Below are 18,042 nucleotides of genomic sequence, written 5' to 3' on the forward strand. Positions count from 1 at the left end.
CATGGAAGCGCGCGCCAATAACGACAGACACCGTCAGCGTCAGCAGAAGCTGAAAGAGCAGGTTGATACCCGCGTAGCGGCGGCAACGGAGAAGAAAGGGATCCTGATTGTCTTCACCGGCAACGGAAAAGGAAAATCCACCGCAGCCTTTGGCACGGCAACGCGCGCAGTGGGTCACGGAAAAACCGTTGGCATCGCGCAGTTTATTAAAGGTCTGTGGGACAATGGCGAGTACAACACCCTGCACCCCCTCGGCGTCGAGTTCCATATTATGGGTACCGGATTTACCTGGGAAACCCAAAATCGGCAAGCAGATATCGAGGCGGCAACGGTTGTCTGGCAGGAAAGTAAGCGCATGCTGGCTGATGCGCATTACGATCTAGTGGTGCTGGATGAACTCACCTACATGCTTGCTTACCACTATCTGGATACCCAGGAGGTTATCAGCGCTATCGAAAATCGTCCTGCCGGTCAGAGCGTTATCGTCACAGGACGCGGATGCCATACGCTGTTACTGGAACTGGCCGATACGGTCAGTGAAATTCGCCCGGTCAAACACGCGTTTGACCGCGGTATTCAGGCACAGGTTGGGATCGACTGGTAGCCGTTCTTTTGCCGGATAACGATGCTAACGCGTCTTATCCGGCCTACCCATCGTTGTAGGCCTGATAAGGCGCAAGCCACCTTCAGGCAGCCGATACCACGGACTTACTGAGCAACCAGTTACGGAAAATCTGTAAATGCTCGGATTCCGATTTCTCTTCACGCCACGTCATAATAAATCGATTCCCGGTACGCATTGGAACATCGCAAGGAATGACCATATCACCGCTGTCCAGATCGTGCTGAATGGCAAAACGTGGGAGCAGCGCAACGCCCAGATTAGAACGGACCGCCGCGATCAGCATCGATAACAAATCAAATCTCGGACCTTTATTCACTAGCGGACTGCTGACATCTGACAGCGCAAACCACTCCTGCCACCCTTTGATGCGCGTGCTTTGGTGTAAGAGCGGAAATTCGTTTAGTAATTCGTTCACCGCCAGTTTTCGTTCCGGTTCGGCCAGCAAACAGCGGCTGCAAACCGGCAGAATTTCCTCTTCAAACAGGTACTCAACCCCTGACCATGGAGAATAAAAGTCTTCGCGCATGATTGCCGCGTCATACTCTCGATTGAGAAAATCACCAATATTCGCCAGGGAATGAATGTTCACGATAATATCAGGATTAAGTTTGTTAAATTCACGCAGGTTTGGGATCAGCCAGTGCGTGCTGAACGTCGGATTCACCGCCAGCTCAATAACCTGTACCGTCGGCTGCCAGGTCATTATCGTCGTCGTATCTCGTTCAAGTTTATTTAACGTTTCTTTAACGATACTTAAATAGTGTTTGCCGGCCGCATTTAAGAAAATGCGTTTTTTGGCATGATTAAATAGCGCGGTATTGAGAAAATCCTCCAGTGCATTTACCTGGCGGAAAACAGCACTTTGTGTCAAAGCCAGCTCTTCAGCTGCCCGGGTATAACTTTCGTGACGCGCAACAACTTCAAAAGTTACCAGCAACTCCGTCTTGGGTATTTTTCCTCTCATAACCTCTTCCATATGCAGCGTACAAAAACAGTTTAATTTATAAAAAATAATTCAAGCTACCCAGATAAGCACCGAGAGTTATATTTTATTTCATCCATTAATGTCATTGATCCAATCCATGATTTACTCACACTGATGGTGGATAAATATTAACCAATAATACTCAAGAGCAGCAATAAACACAATTTAAATAAGGTTAAACCTAAGCAAATGGTGCCAATAAGTTCTTAATAATTTTTCAAGTTATCTTGTTTATTGCAGAAAAAACTTTGCGAGATTAATCAATATTATCAGTGCGATAATTTTGGATAATTTCACGTTATAACTTACGGGCAAACGACTGCTTTTTATCATTCCTTGATGTGGTTTCTGCCTTTTTTTGATCGATGTGATAAAGGACACAATGTGAAAACTTTCGGAAAGGTCTGGCTCGTTGGGGCAGGTCCCGGTGATATTTCATTACTTACCCTCAAAGCAATGATGTGCATTAAACAGGCTGATGTCATTATTTACGATCGGCTGGTCAATCCTAAAATTTTGGAATGGGCATTACCTGATTGTCTGCTTATCAATGTCGGCAAAAACCCGGGTTTCCATTGTGTACCGCAGGATGAAATCAATGCACTGCTTGTCCAGTATGCCCAAACGCACAATAATATTGTGCGTCTGAAAGGCGGCGATCCGTATGTTTTTGGACGTGGGGCTGAAGAAGTTGAAGATCTCGTCGAGACGGGCATCCCGTTTGAAGTGGTGCCAGGTATCAGCTCAACCATTGGTGGCCTGACCTATGCCGGGATTCCGGTAACACACCGCGATTTCGCCTCGGGATTTCACGTGGTAACCGGTCATACGCGGGAGGGCAACCAACAGCAGGACTGGCGTCAGCTGGCCAAACTGAATGGTACGCTGGTTATCGTCATGGGTATCGCCAATCTGGCGTTTATCTGTGAGGAATTATTGATGGGTGGAAAATCAGCAGATACGCCTGCAGCGCTAATTATGTCCGCCACCCGGGATAACCAACGCCGACTGACCTGTACGCTCGGTTCACTACTGAGCAAGGCGCAGGAAGCTAACATCCTCCCCCCTGCGCTGATAGTGATTGGTGATGTGGTAACCCTGAGCGATCGGCTCTCTTTTATCCCTGAAGCCATCACGCTGCCGGAAAACCTTTACTGTGACAGTCTGGCATGACGAAAAGACTGGGGCGACGTTTGATGCGCCGCCCGGAAAACACGGCAAAAGTAACTGGTTTGTGCGTATTGGAGTTTCCGGGCAATGCTGTCTATTGAATGAACGGGATCGTGCAATAACTCCCCCGCTTTTTGCATTTTTTTCTGATTCACCCAGGTTTTAAAGTTAACGCCCTGCCGTTTCTTAAAAAAACGGCTGAAATAGTTTGCGCTTAAGCAAACGTGAGCTGCTACGGATTCCAGGGATAATTCACTATATAAATTCTCATCAATATAACGCAACGCTGCCAGAAGTTTTTTCTCGTGTCGGGAAGGCTCTGTAAAATAATGACGCATGTAACTGGTCGACGGGATAACAAACTCATCAGGTTGTTGCTGTTCTGTCTCAAAATTATCAACAATAAAATTTAATAAATTAGCTGATGCCACCAGCGTGTTATTATCGACTACCGCCACCTGACTCCATTCAGCTTTTATTTTTGGTTCATCCATCCATGAGCATTCATTATCAATAACGATAGTTTTATATTCCTGATATTTTGCCCGCACCTGCCCACAGAGCATAAAACCGTACAGATGCCCATCGCGAATTAATGGCATAGAAAACAGACTTAGCCCTGCGTGGCAGCTGAGTATTCTGGGTTTAAGGTGTTTTAAACCTTCAAAAGCACAATATTTGTCACACTTTTGGCAACTCGTACAATAGCGTTCATCCGCCCGCATTAATGTGCAGAACGAATTAAAGTTATGGCAATCCGAGAGAGTTTTTCCGTTTACATCAACCACAACCGTGGCTAATCCAGTCGCACTGGAGAATACTTTTGCTATCGAGAAAAAACGTTGTAGATAATCATCCTGGATTTTCAACGACACGGTATCCTCCGGCATTAATGAAATTAAAGCCGGTAATATGCAGAATTTAATCAAGAGAAAGAATGATGCTCACCGCAAAAAATAATCTCATTTATGCAGATGATTATGATCAATTGGCAAGAGAGTTAAAGCGACCTCGATAATACTCCGCTGCATACTACTGACTTCGCTTTCTCAAAGATTAACGAATCTTCACACTCTCTTGTGAGACTCTTTTCGCAAAACAAAACATCTTTATCCATTATTTTCAATAGATTACTCATTTTTACCGTGAATCAATGATGTGCTTATTTGTGATAATCATCATGTGAATGTGAAAGTCCCTCCTGAATAATATGTTCAATTAGCAAACAATCTGAACGGAGTTGATCCATGGCCGTCACCACAGGCGTTATCGCCGACGATTTCACCGGCGCAACGGACATTGCAAGCTTTATGGCGCAGCAGGGGTGGCGCGTTGCGCTACTGCCCGGAATGCCTGATACCACTCAATGCTGGAATGAAGAGGTTGACGCTATCGTCATCTCGCTGAAAAGCCGCTCATTACCCGCAGAACAGGCCATCGCACAATCTCTGTCCTGTGCCCGCTGGCTGAAACAAAAGGCAGGTGTCCGCCAGATCTATTTTAAATATTGTTCGACGTTCGACTCCACGCCAACAGGCAATATTGGACCGGTCAGCGATGCGTTGATGAACGACCTGCGTACACCCGTGATCGTCCACTGCCCCGCCCTGCCGCAAAACGGGCGCACGGTGGTGCATGGCCATCTTTTTGTAAACGGCGTACTGCTTAACGAATCCGGGATGGAAAAGCATCCGCTTAATCCTATGACCGATGCCAGCCTGCCACGCCTGCTGAGCGCGCAAACGCCAGGCAAGGTTGGTTGCATCAACCTCACGACGCTGCGTCAAGGTGTGGAAGCGGTCACTGACGCTCTGGCCCAACTTCAGGCTGAAGGTACGCGTCACGTTATCGTCGATACGCTGGATGAAGCAGATCTCACCACGCTGGCGCAGGCACTCCATGCCAGCCCTCTGTTAGCCGGGGGCTCCGGGCTCGGTGGCGCACTGGCCGCCTGCACCGGAACTCAGCAAACCATGCCGCCGGACGCTTTTCCACTACCCGCTAACACGGTGGTGTTCTCCGGTAGCTGTTCTGCAATGAGTAATCGTCAGGTCAATCGCTATAAGGCCGCAGCAGCCTCTCGTGTACTCGACGTGGCCCGCTGCCTGTCTGATACAGAACGCTACACTGATGAACTGTGTGCCTGGGCGATGACGCATATCAACGACCCATTCGCGCCGATGATATACGCCACCCAGCCGCCAGACGTACTCCAACGCATTCAACAAGAGTACGGCGAACAGACTGCCAGCCAGGCGATCGAACACGCTTTTTCCCGACTGAGCGCAAAGCTACAAGTTGCAGGTGTAAACACCTTTATCGTCGCAGGCGGAGAAACATCCGGCACCGTGGTAGAGGCACTGCAGGTGAAGCGTCTGTCCGTTGGCAAAGCCATTGCGCCTGGCGTGCCGTGGGTATTTTCCTCCGGTCTGGCGCTGGCGCTGAAGTCAGGCAACTTTGGTGACGAAGATTTCTTTTTTACAGCCCAGGAGTACGCATTATGAATCCGGTGAGTGAACACCAACTACGCGAACTACTCGTCCACTATGGCCGTTCCTTGTTTATGCGTGGTTACAGCAGCGGCGGCTCCGGCAACCTCAGCGTCAAATTGCCGGATGGCGGCTATCTGGTGACCCCGACTAACTCCTGCCTGGGTGAGCTTGATCCTGCCACGCTAAGTAGGCTGGATGCCAACGGCGTGCATCTTAGCGGCGACAAACCGTCAAAAGAGGTGCCCATGCATCTGGCGTGGTATCGGCATCGGCCATCCTGCGGCGCGGTTGTGCACCTGCATTCTCCATGGCTGACCGCGCTCTCCTGTCTGCCTTGCTCTACGCCAGAAAACTGTCTACCGCCACTAACGCCATACTATGTGATGCGCGTCGGACAGCTACCGCTGCTGCCTTATTTCAAGCCCGGCCATGAAGGCATTGCCAGCGCACTGAGTGAAATCGCGGCAGATCATACGGCTGCGTTGCTGGCCAATCACGGGCCGGTAGTAAGCGGTCGCTCGCTGCGTGAGGCGGTGTTTAACGCCGAGGAACTAGAAGACAGCGCCCGCATCTGGCTGACATTAAAACCGCTCGGCTATGTTCCGCTCTCAGAAGAGGCGGTGGCCGAACTTGAACATTCCCGGCAAGCGTGAGGTGACATGATGATCCCCGAGCAACGACGTGATTTTATCTACCGCTACGTGCACGAAAAAAATGCTGCCTCATTTAATGAACTGGCAGATCTAATGAGCGTGTCGCATATGACCGTACGTCGCGACATTCAGTTGCTGGAAGAAGAAGGCAAAGTTATCGCCATTAACGGCGGCGTGAAGCTCAATAACCTGCTGAAATCCGAACTGCCGTGGCGGGAAAAAGCCGAGTTGAATCATGATGTGAAGCGCAAAATGGGCCAGCTCGCCGCAATGCTCATTGAGCCCGGACAAACGCTGTATCTGGATGCCGGAACATCGTTGTTTGAAGTGGCGAAAGCGGTAGCCGCCAGCCACTGTTTCAATCTGACGGTAGTCACCAACGATTTTTCCATCAGCCACTATCTGATGGATATGCCACACATTACGCTCTATCACACCGGCGGTCTGGTGGATCAGCGTAACCGCTCATGTCTTGGCAAAAGCGCCGCCAGTTTTCTGCGCACCATTAATATTGATGTGGCGTTTCTCAGTTCATCGTCGTGGGATACCGAGCGCGGCATGTCGACGCCGAGTGAAGGGAAAGCCTCGGTCAAAGAAGCGGTGCTTACCGTCTCCCGGCGTCGGGTACTGGTCTGTGACAGCAGTAAATTTGGCAAATACGGCATGTTCCACATCTGTGGGCTGGGGCAGTTAACCGACATTATTTCTGATAACCGGTTACCGGAAAATGCGCAGCAGACTATTGTCAGCCAGGGCGTTAAGCTGCATCTGGTTGATGGCCGGGAGGGTGCACGCCATGCTGAAGTTAGCGGCTAACCTCGACTGGTTATTTACTGATTTACCGATAGCGGGTCGATTTCAGGCGGCAAAAGCAGCCGGTTTTCGCGGCGTAGAAGGGCTGTTTCTCTGGCAGCACCCGCTGGAGCATTTGCGGGCCGCTCAGCGGGAAACATCTCTGCCGGTGGTGCTGATGAACGCCCCGGCTGGCAACTGGGCACAGGGTGAACGGGGACTCGCTGCATTGCCCGGTCGAGACCAGGAATTTCATCACTGCCTGAACGTGGCGCGAGATTACGCCACGGCGCTGGGCTGTCGCCGGGTTCACGTTATGTCCGGCTTGCGCTGCAATGACCTGACGCTGCACGTCCAGCGCGACCTCCTGACGAATCGACTGCGCATCGCCTGCGATGTGATGGCAGACGCGGAAATCGATGTACTGATTGAACCATTAAATTCGCAGGATATGCCCGGTTATTTTATTGACAGTTTCCCGCTGGCTGAATCTATCATTCACGAGGTTGGTAAGAAGAATATCGGCTTACAGTTTGATATTTACCACTGTCAGAAAACTCATGGCAACGTGGCGAAAAATATCGAACGCTATTTTACACTTATTAAACATTTTCAAATCGCTTCTGTTCCTTATCGCCATGAACCAGGAACCGGGGAGTTAAATGAAGCATGGCTATTTAATTTTATAAGAAAAATGAATTACCAGGGCTGGATTGGCTGTGAATATCAACCGTCAACATCAGGGCCGGAATCATTACGCTGGATAACGCCTTACCTGTAATTTTAATATCTCTGTACCGGAGGAAAAAATGTCGGATACTGTTATTATTTCGCTGGCACCCGTTGCCGCGGATTGCCCCAGAGTTATACCCGAAGAACTGGCGCAGGAAATACTCGCCAGCGTAGAACATGGCGCGTCCATCGTCCATTTACACGTTCGCGATAAACAGGGACGCCTGACGCCAGATACTACCGACTTTCAGGCAACCATTGACCGCGTTATGCGCCATTCAAACCTGATTATTCAGGCTTCTACCGGCGGCGTCTCTTCGATGTCCATCGCCGAGCGCTGCGCGCCACTGGCCTGCCCTGGCGTGGAGATGGCCTCGCTGAACGTCGGTTCCGTTAACCTCGGTGATGCGGTGTATTTTAATCCCGGTCCGGACGTGGAATATTGTTCACGGCAAATAACTGAACGCAATATTATTCCAGAGTTTGAAGTTTTTGAAATCGGCATGATTAATAACATCCTGAACCTTGAAGATAAAATAAACTTTCAAAGACCTATGCTCTTTAATATCGTTCTCGGTCACCGCGGCAGTACGCCTGCAACCGTTGATGCATTAATTGCTCTGCGTAGTATGATCCCACGCGACGCCTTATGGGGAATTACTCATTTTGGCAGAAAGAATTTCGATATTATCGCTGCCGCGGTCGCTATGGGTGCCAGTGAAGTGCGAATCGGCTTTGAAGATAGTTATTATTTAAGCGTCGAAGAGAAAGCTCAGCATAATTATCAGCAGGTCGCCAAACTCGCTACGCTCATTCGCAGTATGGATAAAAAAGTTGCTACGCCGGAAATTGCGCGGCGCATGTTATCTATTCCACCCCGGCAGCAATAACAACAGCAAGGACATTTCAACATGACTATGACCACTGTTATTCACAAAACCGGACTCGGCGTCAGCGTTGCGGGCGCGGCGCTGGCGATTATCGGCGCGCTCATCCAGTCCACGGCGCTGTGGCAGCCGGGGCTGGTGATGTTTACCGTCGGATTCGCCGCCGGTGCAGGCTACTGGCCTGGTTTACGCAGCTATCAGTTTACGTTGTGGATCATCGCCGGTTTTGTTGCCGCCATGACCTGGTCTACGGATCTGATCGTCTGGGGCGGTTTCAATATCACCCATAAATGGATCGTGTTCCTTGTGATTCAGGCCACCATGTTCAGCATGGGCACCAAGCTAACGATCCAGGATTTTATTGATGTCGCCAAAATGCCGTGGGCAGTTTTTATCGGTACCTTCTGCCATTTCGTGATCATGCCCCTGCTCGGCCTGAGCATTACCCTGATCTTTGATTTTCCGCCTGAAGTAGCGGTGGGCATTTTGTTGATTGGCGCTTGCCCCAGCGGTCTCTCGTCGACGGTGATGGTTTACATCGCCAACGCCAACCTCGCGTTGGCGGTATCAATCGCCGCAGTCTCAACGCTGGCGGCAACGGTAATGACGCCGCTGTGGGTTAATCTGCTGGCGGGTTCAATGATTGATATCCAGCTCACCGCGATGGTGATGGACGTGGTGAAAATCGTATTAATTCCCATCGGCGCAGCAATTCTGCATGACTATCTGAAAACCTATGCAGGCGTGCGCGGACGCCGTGTTGTCCAGATGCTGGCCGGGATCGGCGCAATTTGGCTGCTGTATATGATTGCCGGCGGCTGGGACGCGCTGTTTGGTCATGCCAGCGCCGAAGCGCAGATGTACGCGGTGGTCCTCAACTTCGTAGCAGGCGGCCTCGTTTGGGCATTGTTCTACAACTGGCTGTATGGCCGCGTGGCGGGCGTGAAGAAGGTCATGCCAACCATCTCAATGATGGGGATCATTTTCTTTACCACCACCGCCGCCGCCGCCGGGCGCGACAACCTGGTGCAGGTCGGTTTCCTGCTCTGCTTCGCCATGTTGATGCATAACCTCGGCGGCTTCCTGATTGGTTATCTGATGAGCCGCTGGATCTTCCGCATGGACGTGCAGTCTGCCCGTACCGTGGCCTTTGAAGTCGGCCTGCAAAACGGCGGTATGGCGTCAGGGCTTGCCGCCGCGATGGGCAAACTGGCAACGGTTGGACTCGCATCAGCGGTGATGACACCGCTGGGTAACGTTAGCGGCTCGCTGCTCGCTAACTACTGGCGCAAAAAAGACGCCAGACAGGCGCAGGTAGCAGCAGCCAAAGATCCCGTTCAACCTGCTTGCGAAAATCTGTCGAAAGGATAATCACGATGACAACTCTCACTCTGGGACACGCCCTGCGCGCCGTAACCTGTGCGCTCGAACTCGCCGAAACACGTTATGCAAATCGCCCGTTAAGTGTGGCCGTATGCGATGCCAATGGAGAACTGCTTAGCTTTGCGCGGATGGATAACGCCAAACTGTTAACCATCGAGTTAACCCAGCGTAAAGCGCGCACCAGCAGCCGCCTGGGCTGCACCACGCAGGCATTTTTACAGCGTCTGCAAAAAGAGCAGCTGGATATTAGCTATTTTGCCGATCCGCGTTTTACGGCGCTGCCGGGCGGGATCCCGATTCTGCACCAGGGGAAATGCCTTGGAGCCGTCGCGGTGGGCGGTTTATCCGCGCAGGAAGATCATGATGCGGCGCTGTCCGTCGCAGAAATATTACTTAAGGAGATTGCCCAATGAAAAAGGTCGCCATGCTGCATACCAGTGCAGCCACCCTTGCAATGATGCAACAGCTGATCGCCGACATTATGCCGGAAGTGGAAGTGATGCATCTGGTCGAGGAGTCGATGATTAAACAGGTGATGAAAGCCGGAGGCGTATCACCAAATATTGCCGCCCGCATCGCCGACTATGTGCATATTGCTGAAAAGGCGGACTGCGATATCTTTATTACCGCCTGTTCTTCAATTGGTACTGCGGTGGAGCAATGCCAGTTTATGACTCCACTCCAGCTCGCGCGCATTGACTGCGCGATGGTGGAAGAGGCGATTGGAAAAGGCGAGCGGATCGCCGTGTTGGCAACTGTGGCAACCACGCTGAAGCCAACGCTGGATTACGTCCAGCGTAAAGTTCAGCAAAGCGGTAAATCACGAACCATTACGCCTGTATTAATGGAGGATGCATTCCACGCGCTGCTGGCGGGAGATATGGATACCCATGACCGTATCGTCAGTGAAGGGTTACAGAGCGCCTTTACCCAGGCGGATGTTGTGATGCTGGCGCAGGCTTCGATGGCGCGCGTTTTACAACAGCTCCCTTCCCCGCCGGTGCCGGTAATGACCTCACCGGAAAGCGGAATTCGCTGGTTGAAAACGCTGGCTGAACGGTAAATTCCCGGCAAAAAAAAGGCCATCATCAGATGGCCAACCATGTCGAAACGGGACCAGCCCTTGACTATGCAGAGAGTCAGGGCTGTTTTTTTATTTCTTACTTAATAACGGTTTTCAGCGCTTCGCCGATATCGGCCAGGCTACGAACAGTTTTCACGCCTGCAGCTTCCAGCGCAGCGAATTTCTCATCCGCTGTACCTTTACCACCCGCGATAATCGCACCCGCGTGACCCATACGCTTACCTTTCGGCGCAGTCACGCCCGCGATGTAACCTACAACCGGCTTGGTTACATGATCTTTGATGTAAGCAGCCGCTTCTTCTTCCGCGCTACCGCCGATCTCACCGATCATGACGATTGCTTCAGTCTGCGGATCTTCCTGGAACAGCTTCAGGATGTCGATGAAGTTAGAGCCAGGGATCGGGTCGCCACCGATACCCACACAGGTAGACTGGCCGAAACCATAGTCGGTGGTCTGCTTAACCGCTTCATAGGTCAGGGTACCTGAACGGGAAACGATACCCACTTTACCCGGCTTGTGAATGTGGCCCGGCATGATACCGATTTTACATTCACCCGGAGTGATAACGCCTGGGCAGTTCGGGCCGATCATGCGTACGCCAGCTTCATCCAGCTTCACTTTCACGGTCAGCATATCCAGCGTTGGGATACCTTCGGTGATGGTGATGATAAGCTTGATGCCTGCATCGATTGCTTCCAGAATTGAATCTTTGCAGAACGGTGCCGGAACATAGATAACAGTGGCGGTTGCGCCGGTCGCTTCTACCGCTTCACGTACGGTGTTGAACACTGGCAGACCCAGATGCGTGGTGCCGCCTTTGCCCGGCGTAACGCCACCGACCATTTGCGTACCGTAAGCGATCGCTTGTTCGGAGTGGAATGTCCCCTGGCTACCGGTGAAGCCCTGGCAGATAACCTTGGTATCTTTATTAATTAAAACTGACATTATTTCCCCTCCACTGCGGCAACAACCTGCTGAGCTGCATCCGTCAGACTTTTCGCTGCAATAATATTCAGGCCGCTATCAGCCAGTTTTTTCGCGCCGAGTTCAGCGTTGTTACCTTCCAGACGTACCACAACCGGAACGTTTACACCTACTTCTGCTACCGCGCCGATGATACCGTCAGCGATCAGGTCGCAACGTACGATACCGCCGAAGATGTTAACCAGTACGGCTTTAACATTGTCATCAGAGAGGATAATTTTGAACGCTTCGGTTACACGCTCTTTGGTCGCACCGCCGCCAACGTCGAGGAAGTTAGCCGGTTCGCCGCCGTGCAGCTTAACGATGTCCATGGTGCCCATTGCCAGGCCCGCACCGTTAACCATACAACCGATGTTACCGTCCAGTGCGACGTAGTTCAGTTCCCACTGTGCAGCCTGCGCTTCACGCGGATCTTCCTGAGACTGGTCGCGCATTTCGCGCAGATCAGCCTGGCGGAACAGTGCGTTGCCGTCAGCGCCCAGTTTGCCGTCGAGGCAGATCAGATCACCCTGTTTGGTCACAACCAGCGGGTTGATTTCGATCAGCGCCAGATCGCGCTCCAGGAAGATAGTCGCCAGACCCATGAAGATCTTGGTGAACTGCTGAACCTGTTTACCTTCCAGACCCAGTTTGAACGCCAGCTCACGACCCTGGTAAGGCATCGGGCCTGCCAGCGGATCGAGCGCCACTTTGTGGATCAGGTGCGGGGTTTCTTCCGCTACTTTTTCGATTTCCACGCCGCCTTCGGTAGAGGCCATGAAGACCACGCGACGGGAGCTACGGTCAACAACTGCGCCGAGGTAAAGTTCTTTACCAATGTCGGTCGCGGCTTCAACCAGAATCTGATTTACCGGTTGGCCATGAGCATCTGTCTGGTAAGTGACCAGACGTTTACCCAGCCAGTGTTCAGCAAAAGCGCGAATGTCTTCTTTGCTGTTTACCACCTTCACACCGCCCGCTTTACCACGGCCACCAGCGTGAACCTGACATTTCACTACCCACGGGCCAGCGCCGATTTTAGATGCAGCTTCTTCGGCTTCACGCGGAGTAGTACAGGCATAACCCACCGGTGCCGGTAAGCCATAGCGGGCAAAAAGTTGTTTTGCCTGATATTCATGTAAGTTCATGTGTTCTGTCCATCCTTCAGGTAATCGTTATCTTTTACCCGTAGGTCTGATAAGCGTCCAGACCTACGGGGCAGGTGATACTCTTATTAACTACACGTCCAGCAGCAGACGCGTTGGATCTTCCAGCAACTCTTTAATGGTTACCAGGAAGCCTACTGACTCACGACCATCGATCAGACGGTGGTCATAAGACAGCGCCAGATACATCATCGGCAGGATTTCAACCTTGCCGTCTACCGCCATCGGACGATCTTTGATGGCATGCATACCCAGGATGGCGCTCTGCGGTGGGTTGATGATCGGCGTGGACATCAGGGAACCGAACACACCACCGTTAGTGATGGTGAAGTTACCACCCGTCAGATCTTCGACCGTCAACTTGCCGTCGCGACCTTTAACTGCCAGTTCTTTAATATTCTTCTCAATGTCAGCCATACCCAGCAGATCCACATCACGCAGGACCGGCGTGACCAGGCCACGCGGCGTGGAGACCGCCATGCTGACATCAAAGTAGTTGTGGTAAACCACGTCATCGCCGTCGATGGACGCGTTCACTTCCGGATAGCGTTTCAGCGCTTCAACAACCGCTTTCACGTAGAAAGACATAAAGCCCAGACGGATACCGTGGCGTTTCTCGAACGCATCACCGTATTGCTTACGCAGGTCCATGATTGGCTTCATGTTGACTTCGTTGAACGTGGTCAGCATGGCGGTAGAATTTTTCGCTTCCAGCAGACGCTCGGCTACGCGTTTGCGCAGACGGGTCATCGGAACACGTTTTTCGCCACGCGCGCCCAGTTGAGCCTGCGGTGCAGGTGCTGCAGCCGGCGCTTTTGCTTCGGCTTTCGCAGCCGGAGCTTTCGCCAGATGTTTTTCAACATCTTCACGGGTGATACGACCGCCGACACCGGTGCCGTTGATAGCGCTGGCTTCGAGGTTATGCTCACCCAGCAGGCGACGGATCGCCGGGCTCAGGGCATCGTTGTTCTGCTCAGCAAGAGACGCCTGCTGGCGCTGTGCCGGAGTAGAATCTTTCTCTTCAGACTTAGCACTGGTTTCTTTACCGGTGCTGTTGCCTTCACGCAGGCGACCGAGGATCTGGCGAGAAGTGACGGTTGTCCCTTCATCTTCCAGAACCGCATCAAGAATACCGTCCGCTGATGCCGGTACTTCCAGTACCACTTTGTCAGTTTCGATTTCTACCAGTACTTCATCACGACGTACTGCATCGCCCGGTTTTTTGTGCCAGGTTGCAACCGTTGCATCCGCTACGGATTCAGGCAGGTCGGGAACAAGAATATCTACGCTACTCATTATTTATCCTTTATTTAATCGACGTTCAGCGCGTCATTTACCAGATCTTGTTGCTGCTTCTGGTGAACGGACATATACCCTACTGCCGGAGAGGCAGAGGCCGGGCGACCTGCATAACGCAGAGCTGACCCAAATGGAATTACTTCACGGAAATGATGCTGGCTGCAGTACCATGCGCCCTGGTTGAGCGGCTCTTCCTGGCACCAGACAAAATCATGTACGTGAGCAAATGGTTTCAGCGCTTCCTGCACCGCTTTATGCGGGAACGGATAGAGCTGTTCGATGCGCACAATGGCGACATCTTTTTGGTCGTTCTTGCGGCGTTGCTCCAGCAGGTCGTAATAAACCTTACCAGAACACATCACGACACGCTTCACGCCTTTAGGATCAAGTTCATCTACTTCGCCAATGGCTGGCAGGAAAGTACCATTTGCCAGTTCGTCCAGCGTAGACACCGCCAGCGGATGACGCAGCAGCGACTTCGGTGACATCACCACCAGCGGACGACGCATACCGCGCAGCGCCTGACGACGCAGCATGTGGTAAACCTGCGCCGGGGTAGACGGGACGCAAACCTGCATGTTTTGTTCAGCGCAAAGTTGCAGATAACGTTCCAGACGCGCGGAGGAGTGCTCCGGACCCTGACCTTCATAGCCGTGCGGCAGCAGCATAACCAGACCACACATACGGCCCCATTTCTGCTCGCCGGAAGAGATGAACTGGTCGATAACGACCTGTGCACCGTTAGCGAAGTCACCGAACTGTGCTTCCCAGATGGTTAGCGTGCGCGGTTCTGCTGTGGCATAACCGTACTCGAACGCCAGCACGGCTTCTTCAGACAGCACGGAGTCCCATACGCGGAAGGTGCCTTGTCCGTTATGCACATGCTGCAGCGGCGTGTAGGTTGAACCGTTCGCCTGGTTATGAATCACCGCGTGACGGTGGAAGAAGGTTCCGCGACCGGAGTCTTCACCCGACAGACGGACCGGAATGCCTTCGTCAACCAGCGTGGCGTAAGCCAGATTCTCTGCACCACCCCAGTCAAACAGCTTCTCGCCTGCGGCCATGGCCTGGCGGTCGCCGTAAATCTTGGCAACACGCGACTGCATTTCAACCGCTTCAGGTACGGTGCTGATGCGTTTTGCCAGCTCCTGCAGACGCTTCATCTCAACTTTGTTCGGGTAGTTTTCATCCCATTCGTGGTTGAGGTACGGCGACCAGGTGAAGGAGTGCATGTTCATTGGACGCCACTCTTTCACTACGCATTCGCCAGCATCCAGCGCGTCACGGTACAGATTGACCATCTCGGTCGCATCTTCCAGCGTGGCGACCTTGTCCGCTTCCAGCTTATCAGCGTAGATTTTGCGCGGGGTCGGATGCTTTTTGATTTTCTGATACATCAGCGGCTGGGTTGCGCTCGGCTCGTCGGCTTCGTTGTGGCCGTGACGGCGGTAGCACACCAGATCGATAAAGACATCGCGTTTAAAGGTATTACGGAAATCCAGCGCCAGGCGGGTCACGAAAGCGACCGCTTCCGGGTCATCCGCGTTCACGTGGAAAATCGGCGCCTGAACCATCTTACCGATGTCGGTACAGTACGGTGTAGAACGCGCATCCAGCGGGTTAGACGTAGTGAAGCCCACCTGGTTGTTGATAACGATGCGAACGGTACCGCCCACTTCGTAACCACGCGCTTTCGACATGTTCAGGGTTTCCTGAACCACGCCCTGCCCGGTAACTGCCGCATCACCGTGAATGGTGATTGGCAGGACTTTATTGCTGCTCGGCTCGTCCAGACGATCCAGACGCGCACGTACGGAACCGATAACCACCGGGCTAACGATTTCCAGGTGCGACGGGTTAAACGCCAGCGCCAGGTGCACCAGACCGCCTTCGGTTTCGATATCTGATGAGAAGCCCATGTGGTACTTCACGTCACCGGTGCCGAGGTGTTCTTTATGTTTGCCCGCAAATTCGTCGAACAGTTCCTGCGGGCGTTTGCCCAGTACGTTAACCAGAACGTTCAGACGACCACGGTGCGCCATGCCCAGTACCACTTCACGGGTACCGCTGTTACCGGCGTGGCGGATCATCTCTTTGAGCATTGGGATTAACGCATCGCCGCCTTCCAGCGAGAAGCGTTTCGCGCCCGGGAACTTAGCGCCCAGGTAGCGTTCCAGACCTTCTGCTGCGGTCAGTTCACTGAGGAAACGTTTTTTCTCTTCGCTACTGAATGCGGCACGGCCAGACTCGATACGCTGCTGAAGCCAACGTTTTTCTTCGGTGCTGGTGATGTGCATATACTCGGCGCCAATTGGGCCGCAGTAGGTTTGTTTCAGCGCAACAACCAGGTCGCTCAGCTTCATCGTGTCTTTGCCGCCGGCAAAAGAACCTACGTTAAAGCTTTCCTGGAAATCCGCATCGGTCAGATCGTGGAAAGACGGGTCCAGATCGGCCACATTTTCTTGCTGCCACAGTCCCAGCGGATCAAGATTCGCATGCTGATGACCGCGGAAACGATAGGCGTTAATGAGCTGCAGGACTTTAACCTGCTTCACATTGGCATCAGGGTCGGAAATAGAAGAAGAGTAACGTGGGGTAATCAACGCCTGTCGACGGAAATAATCACGTGTTTTTGAGTGAAGTTGATCCGGTTTGACTCCGGTACCAGGTAACTGCTGGAACGTCGAACGCCAGTTAGCATCTACCGAGTCAGGGTCGGTTAAGAAGTCTTCATAGAGCTGTTCTATCCAGCTCTGGTTAGAACCAGAGAGGTAAGAAGAGTCCAACCAGGCTTTCAAAGCGCTGTTCTGCATCGTGATCCCTTAAGCATTTGTATGCTTACTTCGCCGTGGATACTACCACGCACACCGATGTGCGTGCCGGGGTTCACTTGTTGCGGACTGTCGTGTCATCTGCGTCCGCTAAGGAACCTTTAAAAACTGTCTAATAATGTGGCAGTTTTTAGAGGTTTCCTGCACTTAAATTGCCTGATGGCGCTTCGCTAATCAGGCCTACAAGGTACGTAACCCGTAGGCCGGATAAGACGCTACGTCGCCATCCGGCAACCACTACAACTACTTACGCACTACGTTTGAGCAGCATCGACTTAATATGGCCAATGGCGCGCGTCGGGTTTAGTCCTTTCGGACATACGCTGACGCAGTTCATGATGCTATGGCAGCGGAATACGCTGAAAGCGTCACTTAAACCTTCCAGGCGGCTGTCGGTCTCGGTATCGCGGCTATCAATTAAGAAGCGATACGCTGCCAGCAGGCCTGCCGGGCCAATAAATTTGTCCGGGTTCCACCAGAATGATGGGCAGGACGTTGAGCAGCATGCACACAAAATACATTCATACAGCCCATCGAGCTTCTCACGCTGCTCTGGCATTTGTAAATGCTCACGAGCTGGCGGATTTTTCCCATTATTCAACAAGTAAGGCTTAATCTTCTCATACTGTGCGTAGAATTGCCCCATGTCTACCACCAAATCGCGCACAACCGGTAAACCCGGCAGCGGGCGAATGACAATTTTTTTGCCCGGCTGATTCAGCGCAGAAATAGGAGTGATACAGGCCAGTCCATTTTTGCCGTTCATGTTCAGACCGTCGGAGCCACAAACCCCTTCACGGCAGGAGCGACGAAACGACAGCGACGGATCTTTTTCTTTCAGCTGCATCAATGCATCCAGCAGCATCATGTCGCGCCCTTCTTCCGCCTCCAGGGTGTAATCCTGCATGCGCGGAGCGTCGTCAACATCCGGGTTATAGCGATAAACTGAAAACTCGAGTTTCATTGTCCTGTCTCCGCA

The 18,042-nt window shown here is 52.3% G+C and carries 17 protein-coding genes; 10 read left to right on the forward strand and 7 right to left on the reverse strand.

Going from position 1 to position 18,042, the window contains the following annotated elements:
• Window position 1 precedes the first annotated feature (1 nt).
• On the forward strand, window positions 2-604 hold the full coding sequence (gene cobO / locus OGX90_RS21090) for a cob(I)yrinic acid a,c-diamide adenosyltransferase (protein WP_286624647.1): 603 nt from the start codon (window positions 2-4) through the stop codon (window positions 602-604).
• 82 nt (window positions 605-686) lie between these two features.
• Here the strand turns inward: cobO and OGX90_RS21095 are convergent, their stop codons facing one another.
• Window positions 687-1,589: a LysR substrate-binding domain-containing protein gene (locus OGX90_RS21095; protein ID WP_003022936.1), complete on the reverse strand. Its 903-nt coding sequence runs from the start codon at window positions 1,587-1,589 to the stop codon at window positions 687-689.
• A 405-nt stretch (window positions 1,590-1,994) separates the two neighbouring features.
• Between OGX90_RS21095 and cobA the strand changes: the two genes are divergently transcribed.
• On the forward strand, window positions 1,995-2,783 hold the full coding sequence (gene cobA, locus OGX90_RS21100; RefSeq protein ID WP_003831416.1) for a uroporphyrinogen-III C-methyltransferase: 789 nt from the start codon (window positions 1,995-1,997) through the stop codon (window positions 2,781-2,783).
• Here the strand turns inward: cobA and OGX90_RS21105 are convergent.
• A complete protein-coding gene (locus tag OGX90_RS21105; protein ID WP_137377169.1) occupies window positions 2,762-3,655 on the reverse strand; it encodes a PocR ligand-binding domain-containing protein in 894 nt (297 codons plus the stop codon). The genes cobA and OGX90_RS21105 overlap by 22 nt on opposite strands.
• 372 nt (window positions 3,656-4,027) lie before the next feature.
• On the opposite strand from OGX90_RS21105, the gene otnK reads away from it, so the two are divergent.
• The 8 genes from otnK to OGX90_RS21145 are packed head-to-tail and all read left to right on the forward strand — an operon-like array spanning window position 4,028 to window position 10,782.
• Window positions 4,028-5,284 (forward strand): 3-oxo-tetronate kinase, encoded by a 1,257-nt coding sequence (gene otnK, locus OGX90_RS21110; protein ID WP_128316868.1) that lies wholly within the window; start codon window positions 4,028-4,030, stop codon window positions 5,282-5,284.
• A complete protein-coding gene (gene otnC / locus OGX90_RS21115; RefSeq protein ID WP_008784146.1) occupies window positions 5,281-5,925 on the forward strand; it encodes a 3-oxo-tetronate 4-phosphate decarboxylase in 645 nt (214 codons plus the stop codon). The genes otnK and otnC overlap by 4 nt, the downstream gene beginning before the upstream one ends.
• A gap of 6 nt (window positions 5,926-5,931) precedes the next feature.
• Complete coding sequence (locus tag OGX90_RS21120; RefSeq protein ID WP_286624651.1) at window positions 5,932-6,741, forward strand: DeoR/GlpR family DNA-binding transcription regulator; 810 nt, start codon at window positions 5,932-5,934, stop codon at window positions 6,739-6,741.
• Window positions 6,722-7,498, forward strand: coding sequence for a hydroxypyruvate isomerase family protein (locus OGX90_RS21125; RefSeq protein ID WP_286624653.1), 777 nt, complete (start codon window positions 6,722-6,724; stop codon window positions 7,496-7,498). Before OGX90_RS21120 ends, OGX90_RS21125 begins: the two co-directional genes overlap by 20 nt.
• A gap of 28 nt (window positions 7,499-7,526) precedes the next feature.
• On the forward strand, window positions 7,527-8,339 hold the full coding sequence (locus OGX90_RS21130; protein ID WP_198801901.1) for a beta-keto acid cleavage family enzyme: 813 nt from the start codon (window positions 7,527-7,529) through the stop codon (window positions 8,337-8,339).
• A gap of 21 nt (window positions 8,340-8,360) precedes the next feature.
• Complete coding sequence (locus OGX90_RS21135; protein ID WP_204191465.1) at window positions 8,361-9,707, forward strand: bile acid:sodium symporter family protein; 1,347 nt, start codon at window positions 8,361-8,363, stop codon at window positions 9,705-9,707.
• Window positions 9,708-9,712: 5 nt separating this feature from the next.
• Window positions 9,713-10,132 carry a GlcG/HbpS family heme-binding protein gene (locus OGX90_RS21140; protein ID WP_048235851.1) on the forward strand — a complete coding sequence of 140 codons (420 nt, stop codon included), beginning with the start codon at window positions 9,713-9,715 and terminating at the stop codon, window positions 10,130-10,132.
• Window positions 10,129-10,782, forward strand: a complete 654-nt coding sequence (locus OGX90_RS21145) for an aspartate/glutamate racemase family protein (RefSeq protein WP_032942725.1) — start codon at window positions 10,129-10,131, stop codon at window positions 10,780-10,782. The genes OGX90_RS21140 and OGX90_RS21145 overlap by 4 nt, the downstream gene beginning before the upstream one ends.
• A gap of 97 nt (window positions 10,783-10,879) precedes the next feature.
• Here the strand turns inward: OGX90_RS21145 and sucD are convergent, their stop codons facing one another.
• From sucD to sdhB, 5 genes are all read right to left on the reverse strand, one after another.
• The gene (gene sucD, locus OGX90_RS21150; RefSeq protein ID WP_003022929.1) at window positions 10,880-11,749 is read right to left on the reverse strand and encodes a succinate--CoA ligase subunit alpha; all 870 of its coding nucleotides are present in this window, start codon (window positions 11,747-11,749) and stop codon (window positions 10,880-10,882) included.
• Entirely contained in the window at window positions 11,749-12,915 is a 1,167-nt protein-coding gene (gene sucC, locus OGX90_RS21155) for an ADP-forming succinate--CoA ligase subunit beta (RefSeq protein ID WP_003022927.1), read from the reverse strand. The genes sucD and sucC overlap by 1 nt, the downstream gene beginning before the upstream one ends.
• Window positions 12,916-13,005: 90 nt before the next feature.
• Window positions 13,006-14,229, reverse strand: a complete 1,224-nt coding sequence (odhB, locus tag OGX90_RS21160; RefSeq protein WP_003022925.1) for a 2-oxoglutarate dehydrogenase complex dihydrolipoyllysine-residue succinyltransferase — start codon at window positions 14,227-14,229, stop codon at window positions 13,006-13,008.
• A gap of 14 nt (window positions 14,230-14,243) precedes the next feature.
• Window positions 14,244-17,045, reverse strand: a complete 2,802-nt coding sequence (gene sucA, locus OGX90_RS21165; protein WP_003831411.1) for a 2-oxoglutarate dehydrogenase E1 component — start codon at window positions 17,043-17,045, stop codon at window positions 14,244-14,246.
• 265 nt (window positions 17,046-17,310) lie between these two features.
• Window positions 17,311-18,027 carry a succinate dehydrogenase iron-sulfur subunit SdhB gene (sdhB, locus tag OGX90_RS21170; protein WP_003022921.1) on the reverse strand — a complete coding sequence of 239 codons (717 nt, stop codon included), beginning with the start codon at window positions 18,025-18,027 and terminating at the stop codon, window positions 17,311-17,313.
• Window positions 18,028-18,042: the final 15 nt, after the last annotated feature.

It is taken from the genome of Citrobacter sp. Cpo012 (assembly GCF_030333015.1).
Taxonomy (GTDB): Bacteria; Pseudomonadota; Gammaproteobacteria; order Enterobacterales; family Enterobacteriaceae; genus Citrobacter; species Citrobacter portucalensis.

What these genes read in the sequence shown, in the direction of transcription:
- OGX90_RS21125 (WP_286624653.1), top strand. Translation starts at nt 6,722, where the DNA reads ATGCTGAAGTTAGCGGCTAACCTCGACTGGTTATTTACTGATTTACCG.
- OGX90_RS21130 (WP_198801901.1), top strand. Translation starts at nt 7,527, where the DNA reads ATGTCGGATACTGTTATTATTTCGCTGGCACCCGTTGCCGCGGATTGC.
- cobO (WP_286624647.1), top strand. Translation starts at nt 2, where the DNA reads ATGGAAGCGCGCGCCAATAACGACAGACACCGTCAGCGTCAGCAGAAG.
- OGX90_RS21135 (WP_204191465.1), top strand. Translation starts at nt 8,361, where the DNA reads ATGACTATGACCACTGTTATTCACAAAACCGGACTCGGCGTCAGCGTT.
- otnC (WP_008784146.1), top strand. Translation starts at nt 5,281, where the DNA reads ATGAATCCGGTGAGTGAACACCAACTACGCGAACTACTCGTCCACTAT.
- sucD (WP_003022929.1), bottom strand. Translation starts at nt 11,749, where the DNA reads ATGTCAGTTTTAATTAATAAAGATACCAAGGTTATCTGCCAGGGCTTC.
- odhB (WP_003022925.1), bottom strand. Translation starts at nt 14,229, where the DNA reads ATGAGTAGCGTAGATATTCTTGTTCCCGACCTGCCTGAATCCGTAGCG.
- sdhB (WP_003022921.1), bottom strand. Translation starts at nt 18,027, where the DNA reads ATGAAACTCGAGTTTTCAGTTTATCGCTATAACCCGGATGTTGACGAC.
- OGX90_RS21145 (WP_032942725.1), top strand. Translation starts at nt 10,129, where the DNA reads ATGAAAAAGGTCGCCATGCTGCATACCAGTGCAGCCACCCTTGCAATG.
- sucA (WP_003831411.1), bottom strand. Translation starts at nt 17,045, where the DNA reads ATGCAGAACAGCGCTTTGAAAGCCTGGTTGGACTCTTCTTACCTCTCT.
- OGX90_RS21120 (WP_286624651.1), top strand. Translation starts at nt 5,932, where the DNA reads ATGATGATCCCCGAGCAACGACGTGATTTTATCTACCGCTACGTGCAC.
- sucC (WP_003022927.1), bottom strand. Translation starts at nt 12,915, where the DNA reads ATGAACTTACATGAATATCAGGCAAAACAACTTTTTGCCCGCTATGGC.
- OGX90_RS21095 (WP_003022936.1), bottom strand. Translation starts at nt 1,589, where the DNA reads ATGAGAGGAAAAATACCCAAGACGGAGTTGCTGGTAACTTTTGAAGTT.
- otnK (WP_128316868.1), top strand. Translation starts at nt 4,028, where the DNA reads ATGGCCGTCACCACAGGCGTTATCGCCGACGATTTCACCGGCGCAACG.
- OGX90_RS21140 (WP_048235851.1), top strand. Translation starts at nt 9,713, where the DNA reads ATGACAACTCTCACTCTGGGACACGCCCTGCGCGCCGTAACCTGTGCG.